The sequence below is a fragment of the Anaerolactibacter massiliensis genome, from assembly GCF_900290205.1.
Lineage (GTDB): Bacteria > Bacillota_I > Bacilli_A > Erysipelotrichales > Erysipelotrichaceae > Bulleidia > Bulleidia intestinalis.
Genome location: NZ_OLMH01000003.1, coordinates 97,493 through 121,010, shown reverse-complemented (window position 1 = coordinate 121,010; position 23,518 = coordinate 97,493). Strand labels below are relative to the sequence as shown.

Genomic DNA, 23,518 nt, shown 5'->3' with positions numbered 1-23,518 from the left:
ATGCCCTTATACTAGCGCATAATATTGCCATATGAAAAACGTCTATTTTGCCGGAAGTATCCGCGGCGGCCGCGAAGATGCGGCCCTGTATCACGAAGCCATCGAACACATCAACCGCACCGACCACGTCCTTACGGAACGGGTCGGTGACATGAACCGTTCCATAAAGGAACAGGGAATAAGCCGCGACGCCCTCATCTATGAACAGGACACCGCCTGGATCCGCGCATGCGACCTGGTTATTGCCGAGTGCACCCATCCCTCGCTGGGCGTCGGGTATGAGATGGCCTATGCCGAAAAGTACGGCAAGCCCGTCTACATCTTCTACCGCCGCGCGGAGACGCAGCTCTCGGCGATGTTAACGGGAGACCCGTATTTCCATATCGCCTCCTATACGACAAAGGACGAACTTTTTGCCCTGATCGATGCCGCATTGAAAGCTACAGGCAGTGAATAATTATTGCCCATTGTTTACAAATGAGATTTCTCCGGTTAGCGCATTGCAGCAGGCATAAACTTCTTTGCCGACCGTCTCATCAAAGTAAAATATCCAGCATGGCGCAGCTTCATAAAGATCATTGGAATGGAATGTCGGCTCAATCACAATCCCGGCATCAGACGTCTCCTGCGGCCAGGCTGTATTGAGATTTCCTTTCCCGATCATGCACAGTTCCAGAGATACCCGCGTCAGCTCAAGATCCGTTTCCTCATCCAGGTATTCGCTGACCTCCCCCATCGCATCCACAGGGTTGATGATCTGATCCGCTTCATCAGTCCGATATGGCTCAAAAAGCGAATTGACTGCAAAATCGTTAATACCGTCGCCCATCACATATGCAAACGACGAAGGAACAACGATCTTTGCATCACCATACACCGGATGATAAGCAAGAACCGGCACCCCGTCGACGGTTTGCGATAAATCAACTTCATAATAGTAACCTGAATCATTTCTATACAGATTGATCCGCAGCACGCGTAACCCATTGCCAAAGCCAGACGCCTCTACGTAATCATTCGAAAATCCCTGTACCAACCGCCGTGCATCTGCTACAGAGACATCATCGCCTTCTACCAGGACATAGTGATCCCGCGAATCCAGTTCTTCAAACGGATACGTCTTCACCAGCTGATTTTCCGATTTCCCAAATACCTCTTCCGGAGAAAACCCCTTTGTCATATAGGAAAAGAAACCGTTACTTCCTACGGACATAGAAAGCCCCGTAGCCGGATCAAAATAATCCGGCCCCGGAGGATAATACGAGGGATCCATTGTCATATTCTCCGCATCATAAGCAGAGACATAATGAGAAAATATTTTCTCTGCATTTTTCTGATAATCATCTGCACAGATGTATTCCCCGGAAACCACCAATTCCGGTACGGATAAAACAAGGTCATCACTGACACTCAGATTTTTCGTTTCAATCTGTTTCATCGCATCTATGTATTCATCATGGCGCACTATTATCTGAGCAATGCTTGCGTCTCTGTTTCCGCTTCCGCAGGACACAAGAAATAACGTACAGCTCAGTGCAATAATGATTCTGGAAATATACGGTTTCATAGCCACACCTAAAGCATACCATATTCTCATCCGATTATTAGTGTGATTGCTGCTAGGGCTGTTTCATGAAGCTTCTCTTCGTAATAACGATATGATTATTTTGATTTGGCTTTCTGCTGTGCTTCTCCCATATCGGAAACCTGAAGGTTATTCTTCACGCCAAAAGCACCTGCTTCCTGCAGGTCGATGGAAATCATTGCTCTATAAGTGTCAGAAACTTGAAATTCCTTTGAATGTATATTTGGCAAGCAATTCAGGTCGATCAGCGAAAATGTCCATCATAGCAGTTGGCCCGCGATCGGAATTTTCATGGTGACTTGCCAGAACCAGCAGATTGAATGCAATTTTTCTTACAAGCGCAAGATTATCCTTTGTGATTCTGGCACTGGATCTGTCTTCTCTGAACAGATCATCTAAGACATGATGCAGCTGGTTTTCAATAGTCCAGTGTCCTCGTTTGATTCTTGCCATTTCCTCTGCATTCATATGCTTATTGCTGATCATGCCCTCGCAGAGATATTCATCGTCATACATGACTTTGCTTTTGAACTTGTCCTTTGCTCTGCTGATTGCCTCTGAGCGGAAAGATTCATAGTCCTGTGTGATGTCTTTGCCGTTTTCATCTCTTCTGATAGGAATCCTGGTCTGTTCATGCAGGCCTATTGTCCTGATATCATCAAACGCAAGTTCTTCTCTTCCTCCAATCGGATTTGCCTGGATTGTTTCCATCTTCCGATGCTCTATGCGAGATCGGTTGTTTTCTGCTGTCTGCTTAATGCTGTATTTCTCTTTTTCCGCATCTGTCAGTCCCTGTTCCATTCTCTTTCGGACTGTTCTGAAATAACCGCTGATCTCATTCTTCAAATCAGATTGGTTTTCTTTGACAGTAAGCAGATAAAACCCGCCTTCTCCGGAAATGATATCCATGATTCTCCATTGTGTGCCGATTGCGTCAATCGTGATAAGATTTCCTCGGAGATCAAGGATGCCTAATAGCTCTGGAATCCCTGAAATCTCATTGTCTTTTGTGGAGATCGGAAGCTGGGCGATCACCAGCTTCGTCTCCACATCTATTGCATTCAGAATATATGGAGTTCTGCCGTCTCCAATTCGATCAGCTGCACCTCGCAGTCCTTTTCCATCAATTGCGATGATAAGCTTTCTCTGGTTCAGAAGCTGGGCGATCCATTGCATCATGATGTTATTGAATTCATTCTGATCGATATCCCGGAAAAGGCGGAATATAGTGGACACAGATGCGATTCCGTTCTCCAGTTTCATGTATTTCCGAAGCTCTGTCAGATGATTCTCAGCCCATGCAATAGCGCGGCGAAGAGATGTTCTCCCGCTCGCATATGCCATGATGATGTATGTCAGTATTTCTGCACTGTCATACATCTTTTTTCTGGTGCTCCGAGGATCAGGCACCTTCTTCATCCATTCATGCAGGGAAGCGGCGATAAACAGTTCAGCCTTAGCGCACCTCCATATTGGAAATGTGAAGCTGATCAAGAATGTGCTGCTGTTCCTCTGAAATACGTAACAGGAATTTTGTCTTTCCGATATAGACAACGAAAATATTCTTCAGTTTGTCCAGATCATATCGCTCTACTTTGTAATTCTGGTATATCTTCCGGATCAGACTGGAATACTGTGCACTCCACGAGACCCGGAACTCTTTTTCATCCGGGATTTTAAAGTCACGCTGCAGGAAAGACAATTCTGAGTGCTGCCGGATCAGCACCAGCAGAACCTTCTGCCAGTTCTCACCGTTTGCTGTCTTCCATTCTTCAGGGCAGATCTCCTGCAAGGCTCTGGAAAACCCGTATTCAAAGACTTCGCATTCTGCAGATACAGGCACGATCTTCTTCTGTGCATCGATCACTCCATCCGGAGTAATTACACCGATGTAAGTATCTACAGGCTGAGGATACTTCTTGCCGGGAACTCTTTTAGAAGTTCTCTTGTACAGATAGTAATTATCATCTTTCTTCTTAATGGTGGTGCCACGAGTGCGGAACTGCTGAACCCAATTCGGGTAAACGTAATCAGACTTCGGCATATTACCTCCTGTATAAGTATACGCCACCTATACTATAAGTACATTATACTTATACCAGAGAAAAAAACGACCGAGAATTGAGTCTTCGGGACTCTGGGTGGGTAATTTGAGAAAGTCGTTGTTTTACAGCTGATCATCGGATAGACATTGGAATCCGAAGGGTTATGGATTCAGTCTCCTTTTTCTGAATACTATGAAAGCCATAGGCAATCCTTTAATATTGAATCGACGAAAAACAATAAGGAGGATATACCTATGGCTTTCCCCATCAGTTTAATCTCGAAGTCGCTTTCGTTCAATCATACTGTTATTGATTCTGCAGAATATGTTGAAGACACCGCAGTCATGAACGGCGAAACGTATCAGCGGGATCGGATTGAAATGCATGTCAGGTCTTATCAGAGAATGAAATGCAGGTGCCCGAAATGCATGGAGAAACGGCCTGTCTATGATCACAAGTCAAATACCGAAGTCAGCTGGAGAGCCAGTTCCATCAATGGTGTTCCGGTAAAGCTCCTTTATTCTCCGGCAAGGATCTGCTGCCCTGAACATGGAATTCTGACGGAATACATTCCCTGGCAGGATGGGAATTCACGGTTCACGGAGAGTTTCAATAACGATGTCGCGTTCCTGGCTCTGACGGTTCCCAAGACGGTCTGTGCGCAGTATATGGGCATCGACTGGAAGACAGTAGGGAACTCTGTTAAAGCAGCGCATGATCGCCTGGAACCGGATGTTTCTGTCCGCCTGCGAGGAATCAAGCGTTTCTGTGTAGACGAGACCTCTTATCGTAAAGGCCATAAATACATTACGGTTGTGTATGACCTGGATCAGAACCGGGTTGCCTGGGTTCATGATGGACATGGCAAAGAAGTTTTCACCAAGTTCTGTCTTTCGCTGACGGAAGAAGAGAGAAAAGCGGTTGAAGTGGTTGCCGGAGACGGTGCCAGGTGGATTGATGAATGCACTTCAGAGTACTTCGTCAATGCCCGAAGGTGCACGGACTTCTTATGTAAAATTTCACATAAGAAGTCGTACACGACGGCCACCTCGGGATACTTCTCTTTAAAGGCTTCTTCTTAATCACTGTTCATATCACAGGAAATGGCCTTTACATGCCGCATCCAGTCATCACCGACGAATTCCATGAAATCATATACAGTCTGCTTCTTCTTCCCGTGTGCCAGGTACAGAACATAGCCGGTCTTCAGGTCGATGATCACCGTCGCATACTGATGCCCTTTATGAAGCAGGAACTCATCTATTCCGATGCACTCTGAGTATTCTGAAGGCTTCTTCAGCTGCTTTCCGTTAACGGTATACAGCTCTTCCAGACGTCTCTTATCAATCGCCTTGATCGTGTTCTTATCTGCACCTGTGATACTGGCGATCTCCTTCATGGATAACCCCTGCTGGAGAAGACCGCAGATATACGTGGCAAGGCTGCAGGTAAGCAGATGATCCTGATCTTTGAAATCAATCGGTTCTGTCCAGCAGTAATGGCATTTCTTATCTGTGCAGAGCCAGCGATGTCTGAGAACCTGCACCTCGGAATAGGAGTTCCCGGACGGAATATCCTTCAGCGTGGTAGTAACAGTTCCGTTTCTCACCAGTTTCTTGGCGCAGTATGGACAGAACAGCTGAGTTCTGTCTTCACCGTCAGCACCGATATTGGTGTTCATATATCCCTTGTAAATGTACTTCGTAACAGTACGCTTGCATGGTTTTGAAGCAGTCCCGACATTGATCTCTACCGGAACGCTGTCAGCACCCTCTGTCTGCGTAAAAGAAGTAAAGCCTGTAAAGGACAGTCTCAGACCTCTGGAAACATCATGATCAGTCAGAGAATCAATCAGATCATGTGCGTCTTTACGAGCTTCATCAGCACGGAAATCAAATATCCGTTCTTGTACGGAAGGCGGCATAACGGTAGAATGCATATGGGATCTACTTATCTTTTGTTTTGTTCAAACCAATTATAAGGGATCCTTTTTCATATCCGCCATCCTGTATGCGATCTCCTATCAACTAAAATTTAGATTGAGCCTTTAATTTTGCTTGTTTATTCGCTTAATGTCTAATCCACCAGCCATTTTCATTTACAAAGCCATACTTTTTCATAAATGGCCCCATTTGCTTTACAGTCCCGCTATTTGGTTCTCTAGGCAAAAGCAGGCCTGCATCGGAAGCGATTCGCATTATTCGTTTTTCAAGCTCATCCATCAAAGCGCCCCATTGATCAGTTATCCTGCATGCTTCAGCGTATTCTGGAGTTCCCTTTGGAAAATCATACTCGTTATCCTCCACCCAGAAGAACTCGTTAAAAACTGCTGCATAAAGGTTCACCAAAGCCTCTGTTTCGATTGTTTTGTGAACTAAGCATTGAATATCTTCGAATTCATAATCTTTTAATGGCTCAGAAGCCATCACTATAAAGTGGCCCCGTTGTCAAGGACAGTTTTCTGACAGTTCGGGTTTCTGAGGGTCACATGCATTGATCAAGACGGAAGACAGCTGAATCATAGCTGTCTTCTTTCTGTATTCAGCAGGTTTCAGAGAGATGTTTCCGGATCATCAGTGCTCGGATGATTCATTCTGCGCATGACGAAAACATCTTCTGGCCAGGGGAAGTAAGCTGCTCTATTCTTTCTGTGCCTGTATCAGTAAAGAGCGTCCATTTCTGTGACGTAGTCAAATGGCGGTGTGTTCTTCCATTCCTGCGGATTCTCAAGCTTCTTCTTCAGTTCTTCATCTGCTGTTTCGTAAGCTTTTCCTGCTGCTCTCACTCGCTCCAGAAGTGCTTCCAGTTCTCTGATTTCCTCATTGGAGTCTTCAATGAGCGTATTCAGTTTCTGAATTTCTTTCTTCAGCTTCTTCTGATCTGTCGCAATGATGTGCATCGGAAGGAGCTTCTTTTCTGCTTCCTTCTTCTTCTGAACGTTTTCTTCCCGCTTCTTCTTCAGATAGTTCAGATGATCCTCTACCAGGCTTTCAACCGGCCTCATCCGATCTCCTGAGATACCGTAGTAGTTATCTAATGGATAGACTCCTGTAGTCTTGTACTGATAGAACTCCGCAGGAGTAAGACCGGCAAGATCATACTGATAAGCTTTCTCATTGTAGTGGTGCATATAGCCTGCAATCAGATCTCTGACTGTCTGATAGTCCGGACACATCTCGATCAGCTTCAGAAGCTGGCACTTCATTCTTCCGAAGAAGGATTCCATCGGTGCGTTGTCCTGGCTGTTCCCTCGCCTGGACATGGACTGCACGAAGCCGTCATCTTCGAGCAGCTTCTGAAAGGTAACGGACAGGTACTGACTCCCCTGATCGGAATGAATCAGAGCGTCCGGATGATTCAGTTCGCTGCGATGCTGGTCCATCATACGGTGATAGGCTTCTGTAACCAGAGAGACATCCATATGCCTGCTTACTGCTGATCCCAGGATTTCCCTCGTGAATCCATCCTTGAACGCACACAGATAGCAGAGCTCGCGATTACTTCCATAGTAGAGATAGGTAATGTCTGTCAGGATCACTTTCCGCGGGCTGTCACCGAAGTCACGATCGACATAGTTCTGCTTGGCATCACATGGATGGAAATGAGTTGCCTGTCCCTTATAGGCATCTTTATGAGGGACATATGCGGTAATGCGCATTTCTTTCATCAGTCTGGTGATCCGTTTTCTGCTCACCCTGAGATCGTAATCACGCCACAGGTAAGTACGGAAGGTCCGCGCTCCGGGAATTCCGCAGTGCTTATGGATGATTGAGATCATCTTCTCCTTGATCTCCCGGTCTTCTTTCTGCGTTTTCGTTTCCACAGGATTCTCAAATCGTTTCTTCCAGCTGTAATAGCCGCTGGAACTGCAGCCGAAGATCCGGAACAGATCTGATGCCGAGAACTGATGAACATGTCCTGCTGGCTGAGTCTCCTGCTTCTGAAGAGTGTAATACACCATTCTGAACTTCTGATGGTTCTTCAGTTCGGATTCGATGATGTATTCGTCTCCGCCAATAGTTCGTGTACTTTTTTTTCCAGTTCGAGCAGTGCTTCCAGATAAGCTGTCCGTGCTTTGTAATAAGCGGCTTCTTCCTCCGGCGTCAGATCTCCCATCTCATCACGGGGAATACTCCCGTCAAATCTGGAAGGATCAACGAACGATCCGTCTTTCTCCATCTCTCTGGCACGCTTGGCAGCACTGTTTGCACGATCAGTACCCAGTTCCTTTACCGGGAAGCCGAGTGATTCATAAGCTTCCACTCCCGTCATTCCTTTGTTCATCTGCTGACACATCCTGATATAGAACTCCGTCTTGTAGATCAGATTCGTTCCGTGAATGTCCTTCACGTATTCGTTCTTCTCTGCAATTTCCTGAATGGCACTGCGTTTCTCGTAATACTTCGTTTTCTTCTTACCCATCTCTATTACCTCTCTATGATTCCGATGGTATCACAGCACCAAGATCTGCAGCGTGCTTCCGTGCCTTTTCTGCAGACCTGGCCATCATGCGGTCATACTTTGCCTGTTCCCTGGAAAGGTATTCCTGGTATTCCTGCTCAGAAAGATTGTTCAGATAGACGGCAAAGTCCATCGGTGTCTTTCTGCCGCGGTTCCATTGCGGCCGTTCAAAGTTGTAATAGTCAATGTAGTCATTGATTTTCTGCCGGATCTCAGACGTATCATGGGCATCGGAGAAGTCAGCTTCATCTTTCATATGCCCGAAGAAGGATTCCATGGATGCGTTATCCCAGCAGTTTCCACGCCGTGACATGGACTGAACGAATCCCATCTTCTTCAGCTTCTTCTGAAACGCATCGGAAAGATACAGTGCCCCCTGATCGGAATGAAATACCATTCCTGTCGAACAGACGGTATTCTGATCCTGATCTTTCATGATTCCGCTCAGCATCTCATCAGTAAGGTTCAGATCCTGTGTATCGCTTACTGCAGAAGACAGAATCAGGCCGGAAACACTGTCTTTGATCGGAGAGTAATAGGAAGTATTTCCCCGGCAGTCTTTGATATAGGTGACATCTGTCATGACCTGTTCATAAGGTTTCCCAAGACGAAATCTGCGCTTCAGCACATTCTCTTTCCGGTTCCTCTGAAGCAGTTCTCTGGCTGCCTGCCTGGATTTCTTCGGTGCTCTGACCGTACACAGCAGTCCGGCCTTTCTCATCAGCCTCTGAACTTTCTTGCGGTTCATGACCGTCTTCTGCAGCTTCGGCATCATCATGGTCACCATGCGGGTTCCTTTCGGATATCCGCGGTATTCAATCACTTTCCTGATCCGTTCAATGTCTTTCTCATCCTGACGCTGTTTTCCGTTGGAAACATAGTATCTCAGACGATAGAAGCGAGAGTGGCTGAAGCCGAGGATTCTGCACGCACCGCTGATCGAGAATCCTCTGACGTAAGGGAAGGCTTTCACCTGATCATGAATGAGATCACACACTTTCCGGAGAGTCTCAGGAGAAGTAATACGAAGGCTTTCTCTTAGCTCACTCATTTTTCTCTCTTCCATCTTCTCCATCAGCTCGCACAGTTTCTTCGCGGTGCTGAGATCCAGAGCGGCAAGATGAACCTTTCTGTTAACACGATCCGGCTTCCAGTGCAGAAGCTTATATCGAATCCGCATCAGTTCTCCCGCACTGAGCAAGTCTGCAGGAATCTCAAATACCTGCAGTACATCCAGAATCGGAAGGTCTCTGATCAGATAAGCACATTCATAGAATTCTGATCGGAGGGAAAGTTTTTTCCGGGTGACTGTTCTGACCCAGGAACAGCTCTTCAGTTCAGAAATCACTTCATCGGAACGGAAAAATTTACCCGTAACAGGTAATTTTCCTTCCAGAAGGAGTTTAAGCCTATGGATTCTCTGATAACCGATCCGGTTCGGATCAATGCCGTGCTCCTTCAGAAGCGTTCTAAGGTCAGTGCCAGGATATCTCCTTATCGCTTCTTTAACGAACGCATCTGAAAAAGAGATGCCGCCACGAGCTCTGACGAATACTCCGGTGTCAATGAGCAGCTGGATTTCTTCTTCTGAAAGCTTCGGCGCAGAAACAGAAATCGAAGGCCCATTTCCATTGGTGGGGTGACCATGTTTTCTGAAATTCTCAGTCAGTTTCTTAATCACTTGGTTCCCTATCATTTTCGTGGAGATTCCATTGTTCTCCAGGAACTTGCGGATCTCGTGATGAGAGACATACCAGTCATACATCCGGCATCTGAACTCATAGGTGAATGCGATGTGATTCGTCCGGATGAATTTCACATTCGGATTAGCCTGGAGAATCTGGATTTCCTCTGGAGAGAAGAATACATAATCAGTTTTAGGATTGCGTTTTCTGGATTTTCTGCCCATAAAAATGGCCCCTGCAGGAGGACCTCAGCACTGTCAGAGTGCTGTCCTTTCTACAGGGACCACTTTACTATTACATCTTCGTTGAGTTTTTTCTTTTTCAATTTTTCACCTTTTTTGTATGCGGTTATTGCCTGATTCAAACTCATTCTATTTGCACCTCCCTCCAGATCAGGCTTATCCATTTGTATCGGATCATTCTCCCATCCACATACCGGGCAAATCTCGTATTCGTATAAATATGTTTCCCCGCAAACAGGGCATTTATTTGTTCCGATCATATTCAGTTATAAAGTTCTCCAAAGCATTGTCCAGAAGGTTTCCCAGTACCGCGCTGAGCTCCTCATCCTTTAAAGTGACGGAGATTCTCTCATCGATTGTCGTTACAAACTCTATTCCCTGCTGGTGTGCTTTCTCTCTGCAGTCGTTGATGTAGTAGTCTACAATCCGGTTATCGGTCACGGTTACCGGTTCAATGGACTTCACGCTTCTGATCTGTTCATCGATTGTCTTTTCTGCCTGTTCCAGATTATTTTCATGGATCTCATGCTTCACCGCCAGCAGAACATACTTCATGTCGTGGCGTTCAGCTTCCATCCGCTTTGCAGAACCTATGAGTTTCTCTGTATTCACAAGATGTGCTTCCAGCTTTCTCTTTTCCAGCCGCAGCTGTTCCAGATCCATGTTCTTTCTTGTTTCCCTCAGGAGAAGGGTAAAGGAACAGATCGTCACCAGGATCAATGCTGAAAGCAGTAGAATGGTATACAAACTGTGACTCTCATTCTGATACGTGAAATGGCTGAAGGAAAAGAAAATGATGAAGATCAGAAAGTACATAGCCAGCGTTCCTGGTTCTGCAACACTGCTGACAGACAGATCCGACTTTTTCTTTGTCTGTACAATCATTCTCAATGCCAGATACAGCACTGCATCTGAAACCATCATGACGACAGGCATTACTGCATCATAAGGCACATCCGGATTATTTCTGAAAACAATGTACTCGATTCCTGTCATACATACCGCATCGATCATCATGACGATAACGAACGCAATGACGAGAACCAGAAAATCTGACCTGATATCCTCTTTTGAAAAGAAATGAAGAAACACTATATACAGGAAAAACAGCGGAAATGAGATAAAACCGATATACAGGTTCTGCTGTCGCATTAAGTATGAAAACAGCACCGCTATGAAGCCCACCAGGATTCCCATCCACTGTCTGTAACGGTCATTGAAAGACAGCATGTGGTACAGATGATAATTGCAAGTACTTTTTTACCAAATATTGCAATCAGAATTCACCACTTCCTGCATTGCTTCAACCAGAGGTATGTTATGGTCTGTGATGTCAGAAAATCTTTGCTCATTACAGAGAATGGCACAGCTGTACTTACCCATCACTTACTTCCAGGTCATGTATCTGTGGCTTCAGTCTGCTGAGCAGGCACTGGATTTCCTTCAGGATGAATTCCGGATCATCATACATTTCCCGTTTAGCCATATCCTGTCTGAGCAGATCTTCCAGATATCTGCTTTTTGATTTGCCTTCCCAGCATGCATGGATATCAAGGTATGACCATTCATCCACATCCAGAAGCACAGAAATTCTGCTGTTTCCTTGTTTTACAGCCATTGTTTCCTCCTTTCTTTTACGGTGCTTCACCAGTGCATCTTTCAGTGATACATGGGTATTTATGGCTGATGCACCAGTGATTCACCTCTGCTTTCATTCTCATGGAATTTCTGTAAAGCTGTCATTATCTTGCAGTGACAGACTTGTCTGATACAAGTTCTTTCTGGACATCCTTTGTACGATAGGATTTACCTACGATCTTGATTACAGAGCAGTGATGCAGCAGACGGTCCAGTATTGCATTTGCCAGGACCGGATCACCGAAGATCTGTCCCCATTGGGACAATGGTTTATTAGTGGTGATGATCGTTGAGTGCTTTTCGTATCGCATTGAAATCAGCTGAAAGAAGAGCTTGGATGATTCCTCATCCAGCGGCAGGAAGCCAACCTCATCAATGATCAGCAGCTTATATCTGGCATAAAGCTTAAGCTTCTGTTCCAGCCTGTTTTCCAGCTGCGCCCGCTTCAGCCTGAGAAGTAAGTCATTGCATGTGATGAAGTATGTACTGCGGTGGTTATACGCTGCTTCAATCCCTATGGATACGGACAAATGAGTCTTTCCCACTCCCGGTGATCCGATGAAGAGGATGTTGTGTGCCTGATCGATAAACCGCATGTCCTTGAAGCCAAGGATCTGTTCTTTCTTCAGGGTAGGCTGGAAAGAGAAGTCAAAATCTTCCAGTGTCTTCTGAAACGGAAAGTTCGCTGTCTTGACACAGCTTTGCAGAATACGTGCTTCCCGTACCCGCAGCTCGAGATCGCACAAATCCTTCATGGCTTCCGTGAACGATTTGTCACCGCTCTGTGTGGCATCGATATATTCGTCCAGGTGAATGTTGAACTGAGACAGCTTCAGCCGTTCCAGATCATTTTTCAGCTGGCTGTAAGTGCGTACCTGTTCATTCATGTTTCATTTCCTCCAACTGATCGAATAAGCCAGGTTGGCTTCTGCACGGCTGGTGATCTCTTCATCGCTCAGATCTGCTGGCATTGCCTCCCGGAAGCCATCAATATAATCCTGCGGCCTGTAGCTGAACTTCTTTTCGGTGATGTTATGGAGGGCGATCAACTCATTGTTATAATAAATGTAGAGTTTATCGCCGGCAGGGATCAGCTTGACTCTCTTTCCGATGAACTCTTTCGGGACGGAGTATCCAGTCTGCTTGTAATTGACCAGAAGCGTTGAAGGCACTTCCTGAGTCGTTACATTCTGAACATAGTTTGTGAGAAGGACCTTGTTCGGAATAGGACGGAGATGCTCCATTTCTTTTTTGATCAGTTTGATTAGCGGTATTCCCGTAGTCTGATTGACTGCGTTGTTCACATCAACGTTGAACTCATAGATCTTCCGGATCAGATCATCTTCGCTGCTCAGTTCGTTCTCATATGGCTTCAGCCAGTCTACAAACCGATTCGCTGATTCAACCTTCCCTTTTTTATGACAATCTTTACATAAAAAAGGGGAGATTGAAGAGTCGTTCCGCATCATGAAGACAGACTTCCAGGCAAGACCTGTATATCTTTCCAGAGAAGACAGAATCAAGGCACACTTCCTCACCTGCTATCTGGCGTTACTGATCTACAGGATCCTGGAGAAGAAACTTGGCGAGAAATATACCTGCAGTGAAATCATCTCAGCACTCAGAGAGATGAAGCTTGTAATGCCGGATGGCTGTGAATACATTCCTTCTTATACACGGACAGATCTTACAGACGACCTCCATGAAGTCTTCGGATTTCATACAGATTATGAAGTCCTGTCAAAAGCTGAAGTGAGAAATATCATCAAGAAGACCAGGAAACAGTAAATTACGCAATATCGCCGCAAAATCAAAGCACTCAGAATGTCCTTTATTCATCGGACTTCTGAGTGCTTTTCATACCTTTCAATTTTTTGACAGGATTATAGGCGGAAAGCAGTCATCGGGGTGCTTTCCGAGGTGTTATACTTGCACAGTTACTGATTATGGCTGCGATGGCAATATTATATACGACATGGAATGCAGTTCTTTCAGTTCATCTTTTTCCTGTGCAGATACATCTGCAGATGAATTGACGAACTCATAATATCCATCATTCATTGTCATCCGCCAGTCTCCCTGTTCTCCCACAGGTGTAAATCCTTTTCCTGTCCCAGCATCCTGTTTGCCAATCCAGAAGGTCTGATAATCCATTCCGTCTATAGATCCGAAGTTTCTATCATATGTATTGATTCCGTATTTGCTCGTTCCATTCTGGCTCTCATAGACAAGGCTTTGAGGGAATTTCAGCGAAATGAAGACCACAGGCTTAGATGGATCGTCCGGATCATTTGCCCCGGCAATCTGCAATTCCAGGTCTTTCAGTTCTTTCATGACACCGAAGACAACAGAATCACTATCGCGTGTATCTGTTACTTTGAAGTACACATAACCATCTGCTTCTTTCTCTACAGATGCTGTCATATACTCTGGAAAACGTTGTTCATTCACATCCATGCTCACATAGGTGGAATTTATAGCATCCTCATTGACAGTAAATATTACAGCATCATTGTCAGGAATTACTGCAGCAGTTGGTGTTTCTGCTGACTGTTCTGTTGCAGCAGCAGTAGCTGACGCAGCAGGTGAAGGAGAAACTTCCAATATCTCTTCAGCCGGACTTACGGATGCTGAAGCAGAAGACTCTGCACCACACCCAATCAAGCAAGCCGACAGAATTGACAGCAACAATATCCTACTGTATTTCATTTGTAATACACCATGATCCGGTTAATCGAATAACCTGCTTTCTTATAATCTTCAAGAGTTCCTGCAGCTCCTTTTGATGGATTGAACAGATAGTGAAACACACCGCCGTCCGAATAATATTCATAACCATAGACTACTACTGCATGCGGGCTCTTGCTCGGATGTGTCATATATACTATTACAGGTCTGTTTTGAAGAATTGCTCCTTCAATAACAGTATTAGCGCTTGCCCAGTTTGTTCTTGTTATCTCCTGAGCTTTCAGACTACTGAAAAATGGAATCTTCACAACATCAAACCAAGGAAAAGAGCATGCATTTTCAGTACCAGGTGCATCTCTGTTAATAACCGTTCTGGTATTCAAAGGATCGGAGACTATTCCATATTTACTTACAATCATGGAAAATGAAGTGATTACGCAACCTGCGCTCTTAATAGTTGGGCCCAGTGGTCTTGCCTTCGGGCAAAGAAGATCATTGTAATCATCCTGATAGTATCTTGTGATATTGCTCCCGGCCCATCCTTGTTTTGTAACACTGGCTCTTCTCAGAACATGCTGTATATCTGTTCCTTCTGAGAATGGATTCTTAGCAACCTGCTCATCATAATAATCTCGAGCATGATCGGCATAAAAGGTATATTGTTCAATTGCATCATAATCAATATGATGTTCGTCAGAATACCCATAGGTGCACTCTGTGCACCCACTATCACCCGGCACATCCTGTGCATTTACGCCCAGACCACTGAAGAAAAATGATAAAACGATCACTGGAATCAAACTGACAGTCTTTAACTTCCCTTTCATATTCTCCTTCTTTAGACCAGTCACATACTCACTTAGCAGCTGCACTTCAGTAATAGTATTCTATGTGAGTCTTTTCAATCTTTTCGGGCTATTCGGTCATTTTGAGGGCTGATTGGCAAAGTTTGAGATCATTTCCATGTCTTGTGATTGGTAAATTCTAAGAAATCATTACGAAGTAAGTTATTCGGAAACATTCCGGTATATTTTCACTCCTGGTTTGCCGTGCTTGATTGCCTGCAACCCCCTAGCAGAATCCAGTATTGAAATCAGGCAAGCGGTGTTTGTGTTCCCACAAGCGGCTTGCTTGGGAGATCCCCAATCCCCCGGAACTATGCTGACACGCAGGCACTTTCAATACAGCGAGAGCCAATTAGCGGAAATTTGCTGCTGTAGTCTCTGCATCCTGATCTCAGCGGAAACACAGCGGAAAATCCAGCGGAAATCTCGTTCCAGTTCATGCCATTTCGTTCCATTCCGTTACAGTTGGCTCCATTTCGTAACACATAAAAAACGGCTTTGTTATCAGCGAATCCGCAGAGGGCTGATAATGAAGCCGTTTTTCGATATTCATAGGCGGTGCCCCTGGCGGCACTTATGATGTTCAGATAATGGCTTAGCTAAGCCTTTTTCCAGAAAACAGCGGAAATAATAGCTGAAAAGGTCCGGTTCCAGAAATCATAAGATGCACCTTCATGATCACTTGCTCGTTGCAGCAGTACCGTCAGTGAACTGGTTCAATGCAACCATAGTATCCTCGTTCATCAGTCTGAAGTTTTCATTCAGCTCCTGAGGTGCGGCATCACCATTGTACATAAAGACTGTCTTCACCTTCGGAACCTCAGTGTATGTATGAGTGATCGGGATGATCTTCGTGGTATTTCTCCCGAACAGCTGATTCCATCTGGTGGTCTGCAGAATGACATACCTGCTGTCCTTCGTATATCCGGGGCTGACTGCATAGTAGGTCAGCTGCTTGCCGTGGTACACTGCAAAGTAATTGTCGAATTCCTTGTAGTAATAGATATTCGGTGCATCTTCAACCGTACCGTCGGAGTAAAAGTAATGCCCGCCCTTTTCCGAATACCTGACATTGGCAATTTCATTGCTCAGCTTGAAATAGGAAATGCAGATGGCGATCAATGCACACTGGATGATGATCAGAATCATTCGCTTCGTTTTTGCTTTCATCATATGCTGCCTCCATGCTTACCATGCCATGAATCCTGCTGTTATGAAAGAGCTGCTGTCTACTCGGTCATGAGGATGTCAGAACGGTATTGTCCAGAGCAATCCGTACGTCGCCTGCTGCATAGCCATTGTTCGAGAAGCCATGGTATCTGCGGATCAGATGATTTACAATTGCAAGCTCTTCCGTGTCAATGGATGCTGGTTTTCCAGTCTTCTCATGATGTTCCCTAAGAACCCTGATCACAGCCATCTCCCCCTGTTTTCTGATATGTACTGTAATGATCCCGGAAGAGGATTTTCCTTCCGGCAGCAGAATCTGGATCACTGTCATGACAAGAATGGCAAGATCCGATGAATCAACCCCTTCTCCCGGCATCAGATCAGCTTCGACCGTAAATACCACATATGGGAATTCAACCTGAAGATAACGCATCATTGCATCAAGATATTCATTGCCCTGAACCAGGACAGCATCTTCTTTGATCATTTCATTCTGCAGGTACATCTTTGCCTGATTGATCTCATTGCTTTCCAGCATTCCGATCAATGTCAGGCAATCCTTTCTCTGCCTGTGTCTGTCTTTCAGGATTTCCTGCGTCTGCTTCATCTGCGCATCAATCGCATTACGGCTGAGATGCATATTCAGTTCAAGAGCCTGCTCGCGCTGACGCTGCTTCCGGGAAATGACCCTCGTATCCAGGAAATACAGGAAGACTGCCGGATAGCCGAACACAATGATGATGGTGTAGATGTATGCATGGCTGCGGATCGTCACCAGCAGCAGACTGCTGAGGAAGCGGAATGGGATCCACATCAGCACCGGATAAATGCTGTATGCAGGCAGCAGTTCAAATTCAGGAATTCTGTCCTCCAGGAAGCCGCAGACATAAAGGATCATGCAGGAGCCGATGATGCTGACATACAGTTCTTTTCTTCTGAAATCCTTGACGTGAAGGAATGGCAGAACAGAAAGCAAGGAACAGATCAGTGTCCGGATCCACAGCAAAGAAACGGTCATACAATCCTCCGAAGATATGCTTCCTGAACTTTCCTGCGTTGACGTCTGCTGGGATAAAGCACCGTACCATCAAACAGCATGAGGAAATCATTTTCCATTTTTCTGATATAGTTCAGGTTCACAAGCTGGGACTGATTGATCATGCACAATTCAGGAAACTTCTCCATGCAGCTCTGAATTGTCTCGTGATACAGCACATAATTCTGCTGACGGTTCATATACAGGACAATATTCCTTCCCACTCTTGAAATATACTGAACCATATCCGGATTCAATTCCAGTTCACCCTGGTCTGTCTGAACATGTATGGATGGCTGCAGGTAACGCTCCCTGATTTCCCTGAGTTTTTCGATCAACACTTCATTGCTTTCCGTTTTCAGAAGAAAGCCAACCGTTTTTGGCGCAAAGGCATCCGGCATACACTGTTTCATGGACGTCACAAAGACAATGAAGGAAGCATATGCTGAAAGGTCCCTGCTGAACCGGATTCCATCTTCTTCACCAACCTCAATATCCAGAAGCAGAAGAGAACAATAACAAGGCAGACTCAGGAATTCACTGCATGAGCCATAAGCCATGCATGCAGCCTTAGGGAAAGCACTATGAACAAGACCAAGGATCCTATCCTGGTCTTGTTTGCAATCATCTATGATGGCAACCGATAAGCAATTCATATCCATTGTTATTTTTCACTCCGCTGTCATTCAGATCAGAAATACCGCCGAAGTTCAATTCAGGATCAAATATCCCGTTTCTGATTTCCCATAATATTCCGCAGCGCTTTATCAGTGACAACTGCCATCACCAGGATGTAAACCACAACGATAACTACTGTGACAGCAATGTCCATCCGACATTTTTCAACGAGCTGCTTTAATAGGTTCAATACTGTAACATCCAGCAACGTCAAACACTTTATAAAGAAAAATCCCCATCTCTTTTTGTTTTTCATTTACTGCAGAACCACCTTATATTCCCAATAACCTGAGTTACACGGTAAAGAGTCCCTGGGTTCACAACCAGGTATATATCCTGGAATGTATCTCCCTGTCAGCAGATATCTGTATGAACCAGTATCCTTGCTTGTAATGTAGTTCAATACGATTCTGCAAATATCATGCCCAGTCAGGTACTGTATTGACTGGCAGCCCGATAACACATAAGAAATGTATGTTAATATTGCTACACCTATGTTCTGCCATGAAGATGATGTTGCATTGACAAAAGCGTCATCACTTAGTACATGTTTGTAGTCCCGAACGATGACTGTGTTTTCATTGATTATTTCCACATACGCACCATCATCATATAATCTGACAACATTTCCGTTTTCATTAATTTCCACCTTTTCAACAAGAGGAAATTGAGCAATATTACAACACGAACCGTCCGCATTCTGTTGAGCATGGACATCAACCTTCTGCATCATATTAAACGACAGCAGTAATCCAATGGAAAGAAATACATTTATCATTTTCTTCATAATATTCTTAGTTCCTTTTATGTAATTGTCATATCTTAATACAAGTAGCATCCAAAATCGGTTACTTATTTGTATAACTTTCTGTCCTATTCATTAACCAGCTGTATCAGCCGCAGTCCTGTTGATCACCGTAAAATATTCATTTACTGCATCTGAGCATATTTCCAGTATTATTCCCGAACTGCTACAGGAATAGAAACCACGTTTTCCATTCGCTACCGTTTTTATCATTCCATTGCTGTAGAGGTAAAGTATGCTCCCGGAATCATCATTCATAATGAATTCATACTTGTTTTTTCAATTATGAAGTCCTGTTCGCGACGGGAGATTTTAACCATCTGAGGGACGGGAGACTCCAACCAATTTTAGTCAACCGATTTCAGCAAAAAATTGTTGCACTGCCTTATGCCGGGAAAACTCATTGACGATGAGTAGCCCCTAAGGTAGGCTGTCTAGCCGTACATAAGCATTATTTCAATGCTTTTCCATCTTTCGGGATTCTTAGGGGCTGAGCCGCATCGTCAATGAGGAATCTGGAATAAGCAGTGCAAAGCTACATTGGTTAAAATCGTTTGACTCAGTGTGGCTGAACTTTTCCGCCCCGGAGTGGCTGAAGTAACCCGCCGCTAACAGTCCGGAATATGCTACTGTTTTTTTCTTGCATACATTCAATTGTTTTCCAATTTTCTGAGGTAGCCGGTACAAATAAAGACGTAGGTGAACTGTTCAAACTGTATTAAGTAATGGGAGTTTCTTAAGTACATTCTTTGACAGATTTGAAATTTGCTTATGATAATTGATACATCACGCCATTTACCAGCAAGACTTATATTTGTTTTAGTTTCCTATCTGATCATGTGCTCTCATCACTTCTGTTTTTGAAACAACACGTTTCGATACAACCGTCCCGCATGCTGAACACTGGTTCACACTGTACACATACTTGTAATAAACATTATCCTGATGACCAGGATATCCATGCGTGCAGTTTTCCCATTCCCAATGATATTCAGTAACTGACACAGTGTTGACTGTCATTCTTCCGCAATCAGGGCATGGCGCAGATCTTGCATAAGCAGTTGTAAATGAACCACAGAACAATGTAAGAATCAGCAATACCTTTGCTTTCAGCTTCATATATCCTCCTTCATTGTAATCAATCCGGGATGACCATCTGTCAAAACAACTAATATTATCCATGTAAGCATGTTGTACTGATTGCTTCCTAATAGAATTTTTAACTATTCAAATCAAGTCGCTACCTGCACCAATTATACAATCTGGTAATGAAATACTGTTGCGCCTCCTGAAGGACCGCTGTAGGAAAAATCAATGTAGATATAGGGACCGCTGGGACTCACTTCAAGTCCCCAGACACTTAAACCGCTGGTAGCTGAACTGATTGTTAAATCTGCATCATAGACATTACCGTTTGAATCGAGATAATAGTAACCCTGTTCAATTGCATAACCACCTATAACCGATATCTTTTTATATACTTGCCGTACAACAGCTCTCAGGATTATTGTTTCATCAGTAGCTGGTTCTTCAGCGTAAACCATGGGAATCGCACCTGCACCGCCAATCAATAGGCACAGCGAAATCAATGCAGCTTTGAATTTTCTTAACATATTGTTATCCTCTCTGTTACAAAGCGCTTTGAATCAATTGTTTATAAATTTGCAGCAATTCATCTTTTTCATGACTGCTGAGATCCATATCACTTGTGGTCACAGTTGTATCTTCAGTTAAAGAAGTATGGCTGTCTGTAATGCTTCCGTTCCTGACTGCAATCACAAGAGGTATGTGAAATGAAGGGTTACCTTCTTCATCGGTTTCCGTGAAGGTACTGCTGATATAGCTGGTCAATTCGTTATAAATCTTTTTTCCTTCTGCTGAATCAAGTAATATTTCCTGATTGTTATCCACAAAACCTGTCCCAACATCAATGTAGCATATGATGATGTCTTCCTGTTTTGCTGCTTCATTCAACACAGGTAATGCTCTTTGGCACCATGGACATGTTTCTCTTCCATAGTAAAGGACTGCAGTTTTTCCTTCAGCAAAAACACGAACAGACTCTTGCAGGGATATAGTGGCAAAAGCGGGATTATCGTCATTCAACCATTGGTAGCCGCTCATATCCGGATGTTCATTGATCACAACAAGATCAGCCGTATCAATCCGGGACGTAGCTATGGAAGAAACGGGCTCTGAGATTTCCACAATACCGGTGCTTGCATTACTGCATCCCATTAAGAAAAAAGCTTAATTAGCGACTTGGTGATTTTCTTGAGCACTGTACCTGATGAGGTACAGTGATTATGGGATATCAGCTTAGACTACCTGTATAAAGAGGTAGAAAACCATGTCAGATATCGAAGATCTTCAGAAAATTACCAGTATGTTTTCCAGTCTGTACCAGTATCAGAAGGATAAGCTCCTGTCTGATCTGGAGAATTGTGCCATCCTGAATAAGACTTCTCAGAGTTACTGCATCAAGGTATGCCCTAAGTGCGGTTCTGAGACTCCGAACTGGACCAGAGGAGGCAGAGCCAACTCTGGAAAGCAGATGCTTCTATGTCATTCCTGCAATCACAGAACTGTGGTCGACTATGGACAGCTTACCTACTATTCCCAGCAGGATCGTTCCAAATGGGATCAGCTGATCAAGGATACTCTTCAGCAGGTTCCGATTCATACGACCGCTCAGAATCTTGGCATCAGTACCTATACTGTTTGGAGAATGCGGATGAAGTTCTTGCACGCTCTGGAATCTATTGCCAGCGAAACTGTGGTTTCAAACGAGATAGAGATGGACGAGAAGTATATTCTGAACAGCCATAAGGGCGAGAAACGAGAAGATGTTAAGCCGCGCCACAGAGGAGAGAAAGCCTCAAAGCGTGGCCTTTCCGATGAACAGGTATGCCTCGTCACTGCAGTCCAGAGAGAAGGAGACGCAGTACTGAGAGCTACCAACATGGCTACTCCGAAAGCAGAGGACATTGCTAAGATTGGTCCGAACTTCGCAGAGCATAGCTTTGTCTGGATTGATGGCAAGACTGCCTATCAGAAAGTCCTTGCTTGGAAGAACTGCGAATTCCGAGTTCTCGGTGATCACAAGTCCTATACTTCCATCGACCACCTGAACAATGTTAACTCCTTCCATTCCAAGATTGATGAATGGAACCGTGGGTACAGAGGAGTGGCAACGAAGTACATCAACAGATATGCTGCACTGCTGGTAATGGTAAGAAAGTATGCAGGAATGCATGCCGATGAGGTACTGCTGAAGGTCAAAACAGTGCTCAACGGCGTTTCAGACTTCTTCAGGATCTGCGATATGAAGGCTACTGACCTATTTGCCTATTAGGCTAGATCACCAACCTGCAAATTAAGCCAAGAAAAATGCAAACAATACAGTTAATGTGATATTTCTTCTCATTATTTTCATAAGCATCCACTATCTTCTGGTATATCCTGTGCATGCACACCCACACCACTGAATAGTAATGATAAAACGATCACTGAAATCAATCTGATAGTCTTTAGCTTTCCTTTCATATTTTCCTTCTTTTGACTAGTCACAAACTTGGTTGGCAGCTGCACTTCTGTAATAGCAATCAATGCTGGCTTCTTCAATCCATTTGGGCTAATCGGTCATTTGGATGGCTAATCGGTAAAATTAAAGCCGATTTTCGTCCTTAAGCTATTGAAATATCAATGTGTACAACTGTTGCGAGTATTCATCCTTTATCGTTGGATACACCTAACTGTGGTTTTGTTTTTGGCATGCCTAGTTTAGTTTCCGTCTATAGATTACGCCTCCACTGGGCAGCTATATGCGCAGGTGCTTCAATATAGCTGAAAAACAGCGTAAATCTCATTCCAGTTCATTCCACTTTGTGCCGCATAAAAAGCGGCTTCACAATCAGCTCTATTGAAATTCTGGGATATCTGGAATTAGATGAGGATACCCGCAGGCAATAGATTTACATGAGGTGTTGAAATACAGTCATCAAATTTCGTTCCAAAGTGTTTTAAGGTGGGAGTTTTGTCAGTAACGTCTGGTAAGGCTCCCTTTCTTTCTGTTATGCTGGTCCCGGAAGGAAAATACGGCCAATTCATAATAAAAAGATGGAGTCCACACTCGGCAAAGTCAAACTCCATCCTGTTCCGTAAGAACAAGTTAATGTTAACCAATAATCCCGATATTGACAACGTCCTGCGATTCATCGTAGGGCAGTCTCATGAGATTTTACCCAGTCAATATGATATCATTTCGCAAGCGGTGTTTGTGTTCCCACAAACGGCTTATTGGGAGATCCCCAATCCCCTGGAACTGTGCTTGCGCACAGGAACTTTCAATACAGTGGAAAACATGCAGCGGAAATTTGCTGCTGTAGTCTCTGCATCCTGATCTCAGCGGAAACACAGCGGAAAATCCAGCGGAAATCTCGTTCCAGTTCATGCCATTTCGTTCCATTCCGCTACAGTTGGTTCCACTTCGTAACACATAAAAAACGGCTTCACAATCAGCTTAATTGAAATTCTGCTGATATATGAGCCGTTTTTACAATTCCCCGTATTCCCCGTTGGTGCCCCTGGCGGAACTTGTGATGTTCAAATTATGGCTTAGTAAAGCCTTTTTCCAGAAA

Annotated in this window: 27 protein-coding genes and 1 pseudogene; 5 read left to right on the top strand and 23 right to left on the bottom strand. The window is 44.4% G+C overall.

From position 1 onward, the window contains the following. The first annotated feature begins 31 nt into the window (after positions 1-31). A complete protein-coding gene (locus C7E00_RS14680; RefSeq protein WP_105305081.1) occupies positions 32-457 on the top strand; it encodes a nucleoside 2-deoxyribosyltransferase in 426 nt (141 codons plus the stop codon). Here C7E00_RS14680 and C7E00_RS14675 read toward each other — a convergent pair whose 3' ends face one another. From C7E00_RS14675 to C7E00_RS16410, 3 genes are all read right to left on the bottom strand, one after another. Beyond that, positions 458-1,438 (bottom strand): hypothetical protein, encoded by a 981-nt coding sequence (locus tag C7E00_RS14675; protein WP_135358256.1) that lies wholly within the window; start codon positions 1,436-1,438, stop codon positions 458-460. It lies immediately after the preceding gene. Positions 1,439-1,777: 339 nt separating this feature from the next. Next, on the bottom strand, positions 1,778-3,004 hold the full coding sequence (locus C7E00_RS14670) for an ISAs1 family transposase (protein ID WP_105305079.1): 1,227 nt from the start codon (positions 3,002-3,004) through the stop codon (positions 1,778-1,780). Positions 3,005-3,041: 37 nt separating this feature from the next. Beyond that, positions 3,042-3,629: a hypothetical protein gene (locus tag C7E00_RS16410; protein ID WP_204378693.1), complete on the bottom strand. Its 588-nt coding sequence runs from the start codon at positions 3,627-3,629 to the stop codon at positions 3,042-3,044. A 255-nt stretch (positions 3,630-3,884) separates the two neighbouring features. On the opposite strand from C7E00_RS16410, the gene C7E00_RS14660 reads away from it, so the two are divergent. Further along, positions 3,885-4,712 carry a transposase gene (locus tag C7E00_RS14660; protein ID WP_105305078.1) on the top strand — a complete coding sequence of 276 codons (828 nt, stop codon included), beginning with the start codon at positions 3,885-3,887 and terminating at the stop codon, positions 4,710-4,712. Here the strand turns inward: C7E00_RS14660 and C7E00_RS14655 are convergent. The 10 genes from C7E00_RS14655 to C7E00_RS16820 all read right to left on the bottom strand — a co-directional run bounded on the left by C7E00_RS14655 (position 4,709) and on the right by C7E00_RS16820 (position 12,900). Beyond that, positions 4,709-5,569: a transposase gene (locus C7E00_RS14655; RefSeq protein ID WP_105305077.1), complete on the bottom strand. Its 861-nt coding sequence runs from the start codon at positions 5,567-5,569 to the stop codon at positions 4,709-4,711. The two genes, C7E00_RS14660 and C7E00_RS14655, sit on opposite strands and share 4 nt — an antisense overlap. Positions 5,570-5,699: 130 nt before the next feature. Beyond that, entirely contained in the window at positions 5,700-6,056 is a 357-nt protein-coding gene (locus C7E00_RS14650) for a hypothetical protein (protein WP_105305076.1), read from the bottom strand. 233 nt (positions 6,057-6,289) lie between these two features. Continuing rightward, positions 6,290-7,591, bottom strand: coding sequence for an IS3 family transposase (locus tag C7E00_RS14645; RefSeq protein ID WP_105305075.1), 1,302 nt, complete (start codon positions 7,589-7,591; stop codon positions 6,290-6,292). 20 nt (positions 7,592-7,611) lie between these two features. Then, entirely contained in the window at positions 7,612-8,052 is a 441-nt protein-coding gene (locus C7E00_RS14640) for a hypothetical protein (RefSeq protein WP_105302473.1), read from the bottom strand. Between the two features lie 13 nt (positions 8,053-8,065). Beyond that, on the bottom strand, positions 8,066-10,000 hold the full coding sequence (locus C7E00_RS14635) for an IS3 family transposase (protein WP_105305074.1): 1,935 nt from the start codon (positions 9,998-10,000) through the stop codon (positions 8,066-8,068). 50 nt (positions 10,001-10,050) lie between these two features. Beyond that, positions 10,051-10,278 carry a CPCC family cysteine-rich protein gene (locus C7E00_RS14630; protein WP_105305073.1) on the bottom strand — a complete coding sequence of 76 codons (228 nt, stop codon included), beginning with the start codon at positions 10,276-10,278 and terminating at the stop codon, positions 10,051-10,053. Continuing rightward, the gene (locus C7E00_RS14625; RefSeq protein WP_135358255.1) at positions 10,262-11,014 is read right to left on the bottom strand and encodes an ATP-binding protein; all 753 of its coding nucleotides are present in this window, start codon (positions 11,012-11,014) and stop codon (positions 10,262-10,264) included. Before C7E00_RS14625 ends, C7E00_RS14630 begins: the two co-directional genes overlap by 17 nt. Positions 11,015-11,393: 379 nt before the next feature. Next, complete coding sequence (locus C7E00_RS14620; RefSeq protein ID WP_105305071.1) at positions 11,394-11,636, bottom strand: hypothetical protein; 243 nt, start codon at positions 11,634-11,636, stop codon at positions 11,394-11,396. Between the two features lie 124 nt (positions 11,637-11,760). Beyond that, positions 11,761-12,543, bottom strand: a complete 783-nt coding sequence (gene istB / locus C7E00_RS14615) for an IS21-like element helper ATPase IstB (RefSeq protein WP_105305070.1) — start codon at positions 12,541-12,543, stop codon at positions 11,761-11,763. Between the two features lie 3 nt (positions 12,544-12,546). After that, entirely contained in the window at positions 12,547-12,900 is a 354-nt protein-coding gene (locus tag C7E00_RS16820; protein WP_420808632.1) for a Mu transposase domain-containing protein, read from the bottom strand. 199 nt (positions 12,901-13,099) lie between these two features. Here C7E00_RS16820 and C7E00_RS14605 point away from each other — a divergent pair. Beyond that, positions 13,100-13,444 (top strand): annotated as a pseudogene (locus C7E00_RS14605) (IS1634 family transposase); the annotation flags it as partial. A gap of 156 nt (positions 13,445-13,600) precedes the next feature. Here C7E00_RS14605 and C7E00_RS14600 read toward each other — a convergent pair. The 10 genes from C7E00_RS14600 to C7E00_RS14555 form a co-directional block, all read right to left on the bottom strand. Continuing rightward, positions 13,601-14,365 carry a hypothetical protein gene (locus tag C7E00_RS14600; protein WP_135358254.1) on the bottom strand — a complete coding sequence of 255 codons (765 nt, stop codon included), beginning with the start codon at positions 14,363-14,365 and terminating at the stop codon, positions 13,601-13,603. After that, complete coding sequence (locus tag C7E00_RS14595; RefSeq protein ID WP_105305066.1) at positions 14,362-15,171, bottom strand: C39 family peptidase; 810 nt, start codon at positions 15,169-15,171, stop codon at positions 14,362-14,364. Before C7E00_RS14595 ends, C7E00_RS14600 begins: the two co-directional genes overlap by 4 nt. Before the next feature lie 696 nt (positions 15,172-15,867). Beyond that, the gene (locus C7E00_RS14590) at positions 15,868-16,362 is read right to left on the bottom strand and encodes a hypothetical protein (protein WP_105305065.1); all 495 of its coding nucleotides are present in this window, start codon (positions 16,360-16,362) and stop codon (positions 15,868-15,870) included. Between the two features lie 64 nt (positions 16,363-16,426). Then, positions 16,427-17,377, bottom strand: coding sequence for a hypothetical protein (locus tag C7E00_RS14585; protein ID WP_105305064.1), 951 nt, complete (start codon positions 17,375-17,377; stop codon positions 16,427-16,429). Continuing rightward, positions 17,374-17,955, bottom strand: coding sequence for a LytR/AlgR family response regulator transcription factor (locus C7E00_RS14580; protein WP_167836632.1), 582 nt, complete (start codon positions 17,953-17,955; stop codon positions 17,374-17,376). The genes C7E00_RS14585 and C7E00_RS14580 overlap by 4 nt, the downstream gene beginning before the upstream one ends. A 161-nt stretch (positions 17,956-18,116) precedes the next feature. Continuing rightward, positions 18,117-18,329, bottom strand: a complete 213-nt coding sequence (locus tag C7E00_RS14575; RefSeq protein WP_105305062.1) for a hypothetical protein — start codon at positions 18,327-18,329, stop codon at positions 18,117-18,119. After that, a complete protein-coding gene (locus C7E00_RS14570) occupies positions 18,330-18,860 on the bottom strand; it encodes a hypothetical protein (protein ID WP_135358253.1) in 531 nt (176 codons plus the stop codon). Positions 18,861-19,697: 837 nt separating this feature from the next. Further along, a complete protein-coding gene (locus C7E00_RS14565) occupies positions 19,698-19,997 on the bottom strand; it encodes a hypothetical protein (RefSeq protein WP_105305060.1) in 300 nt (99 codons plus the stop codon). 134 nt (positions 19,998-20,131) lie between these two features. Next, positions 20,132-20,491: a hypothetical protein gene (locus tag C7E00_RS14560; protein WP_105305059.1), complete on the bottom strand. Its 360-nt coding sequence runs from the start codon at positions 20,489-20,491 to the stop codon at positions 20,132-20,134. A 16-nt stretch (positions 20,492-20,507) separates the two neighbouring features. Further along, positions 20,508-21,023: a thioredoxin family protein gene (locus C7E00_RS14555; protein ID WP_167836631.1), complete on the bottom strand. Its 516-nt coding sequence runs from the start codon at positions 21,021-21,023 to the stop codon at positions 20,508-20,510. Positions 21,024-21,228: 205 nt separating this feature from the next. Here C7E00_RS14555 and C7E00_RS14550 point away from each other — a divergent pair, with 205 nt between their 5' ends. Together C7E00_RS14550 and C7E00_RS14545 are read left to right on the top strand one after the other, a co-directional pair. Further along, positions 21,229-22,233, top strand: a complete 1,005-nt coding sequence (locus C7E00_RS14550) for an IS1595 family transposase (protein WP_105304617.1) — start codon at positions 21,229-21,231, stop codon at positions 22,231-22,233. Positions 22,234-22,914: 681 nt separating this feature from the next. Further along, positions 22,915-23,280 (top strand): hypothetical protein, encoded by a 366-nt coding sequence (locus tag C7E00_RS14545; RefSeq protein ID WP_135358252.1) that lies wholly within the window; start codon positions 22,915-22,917, stop codon positions 23,278-23,280. Positions 23,281-23,518 lie beyond the last annotated feature (238 nt).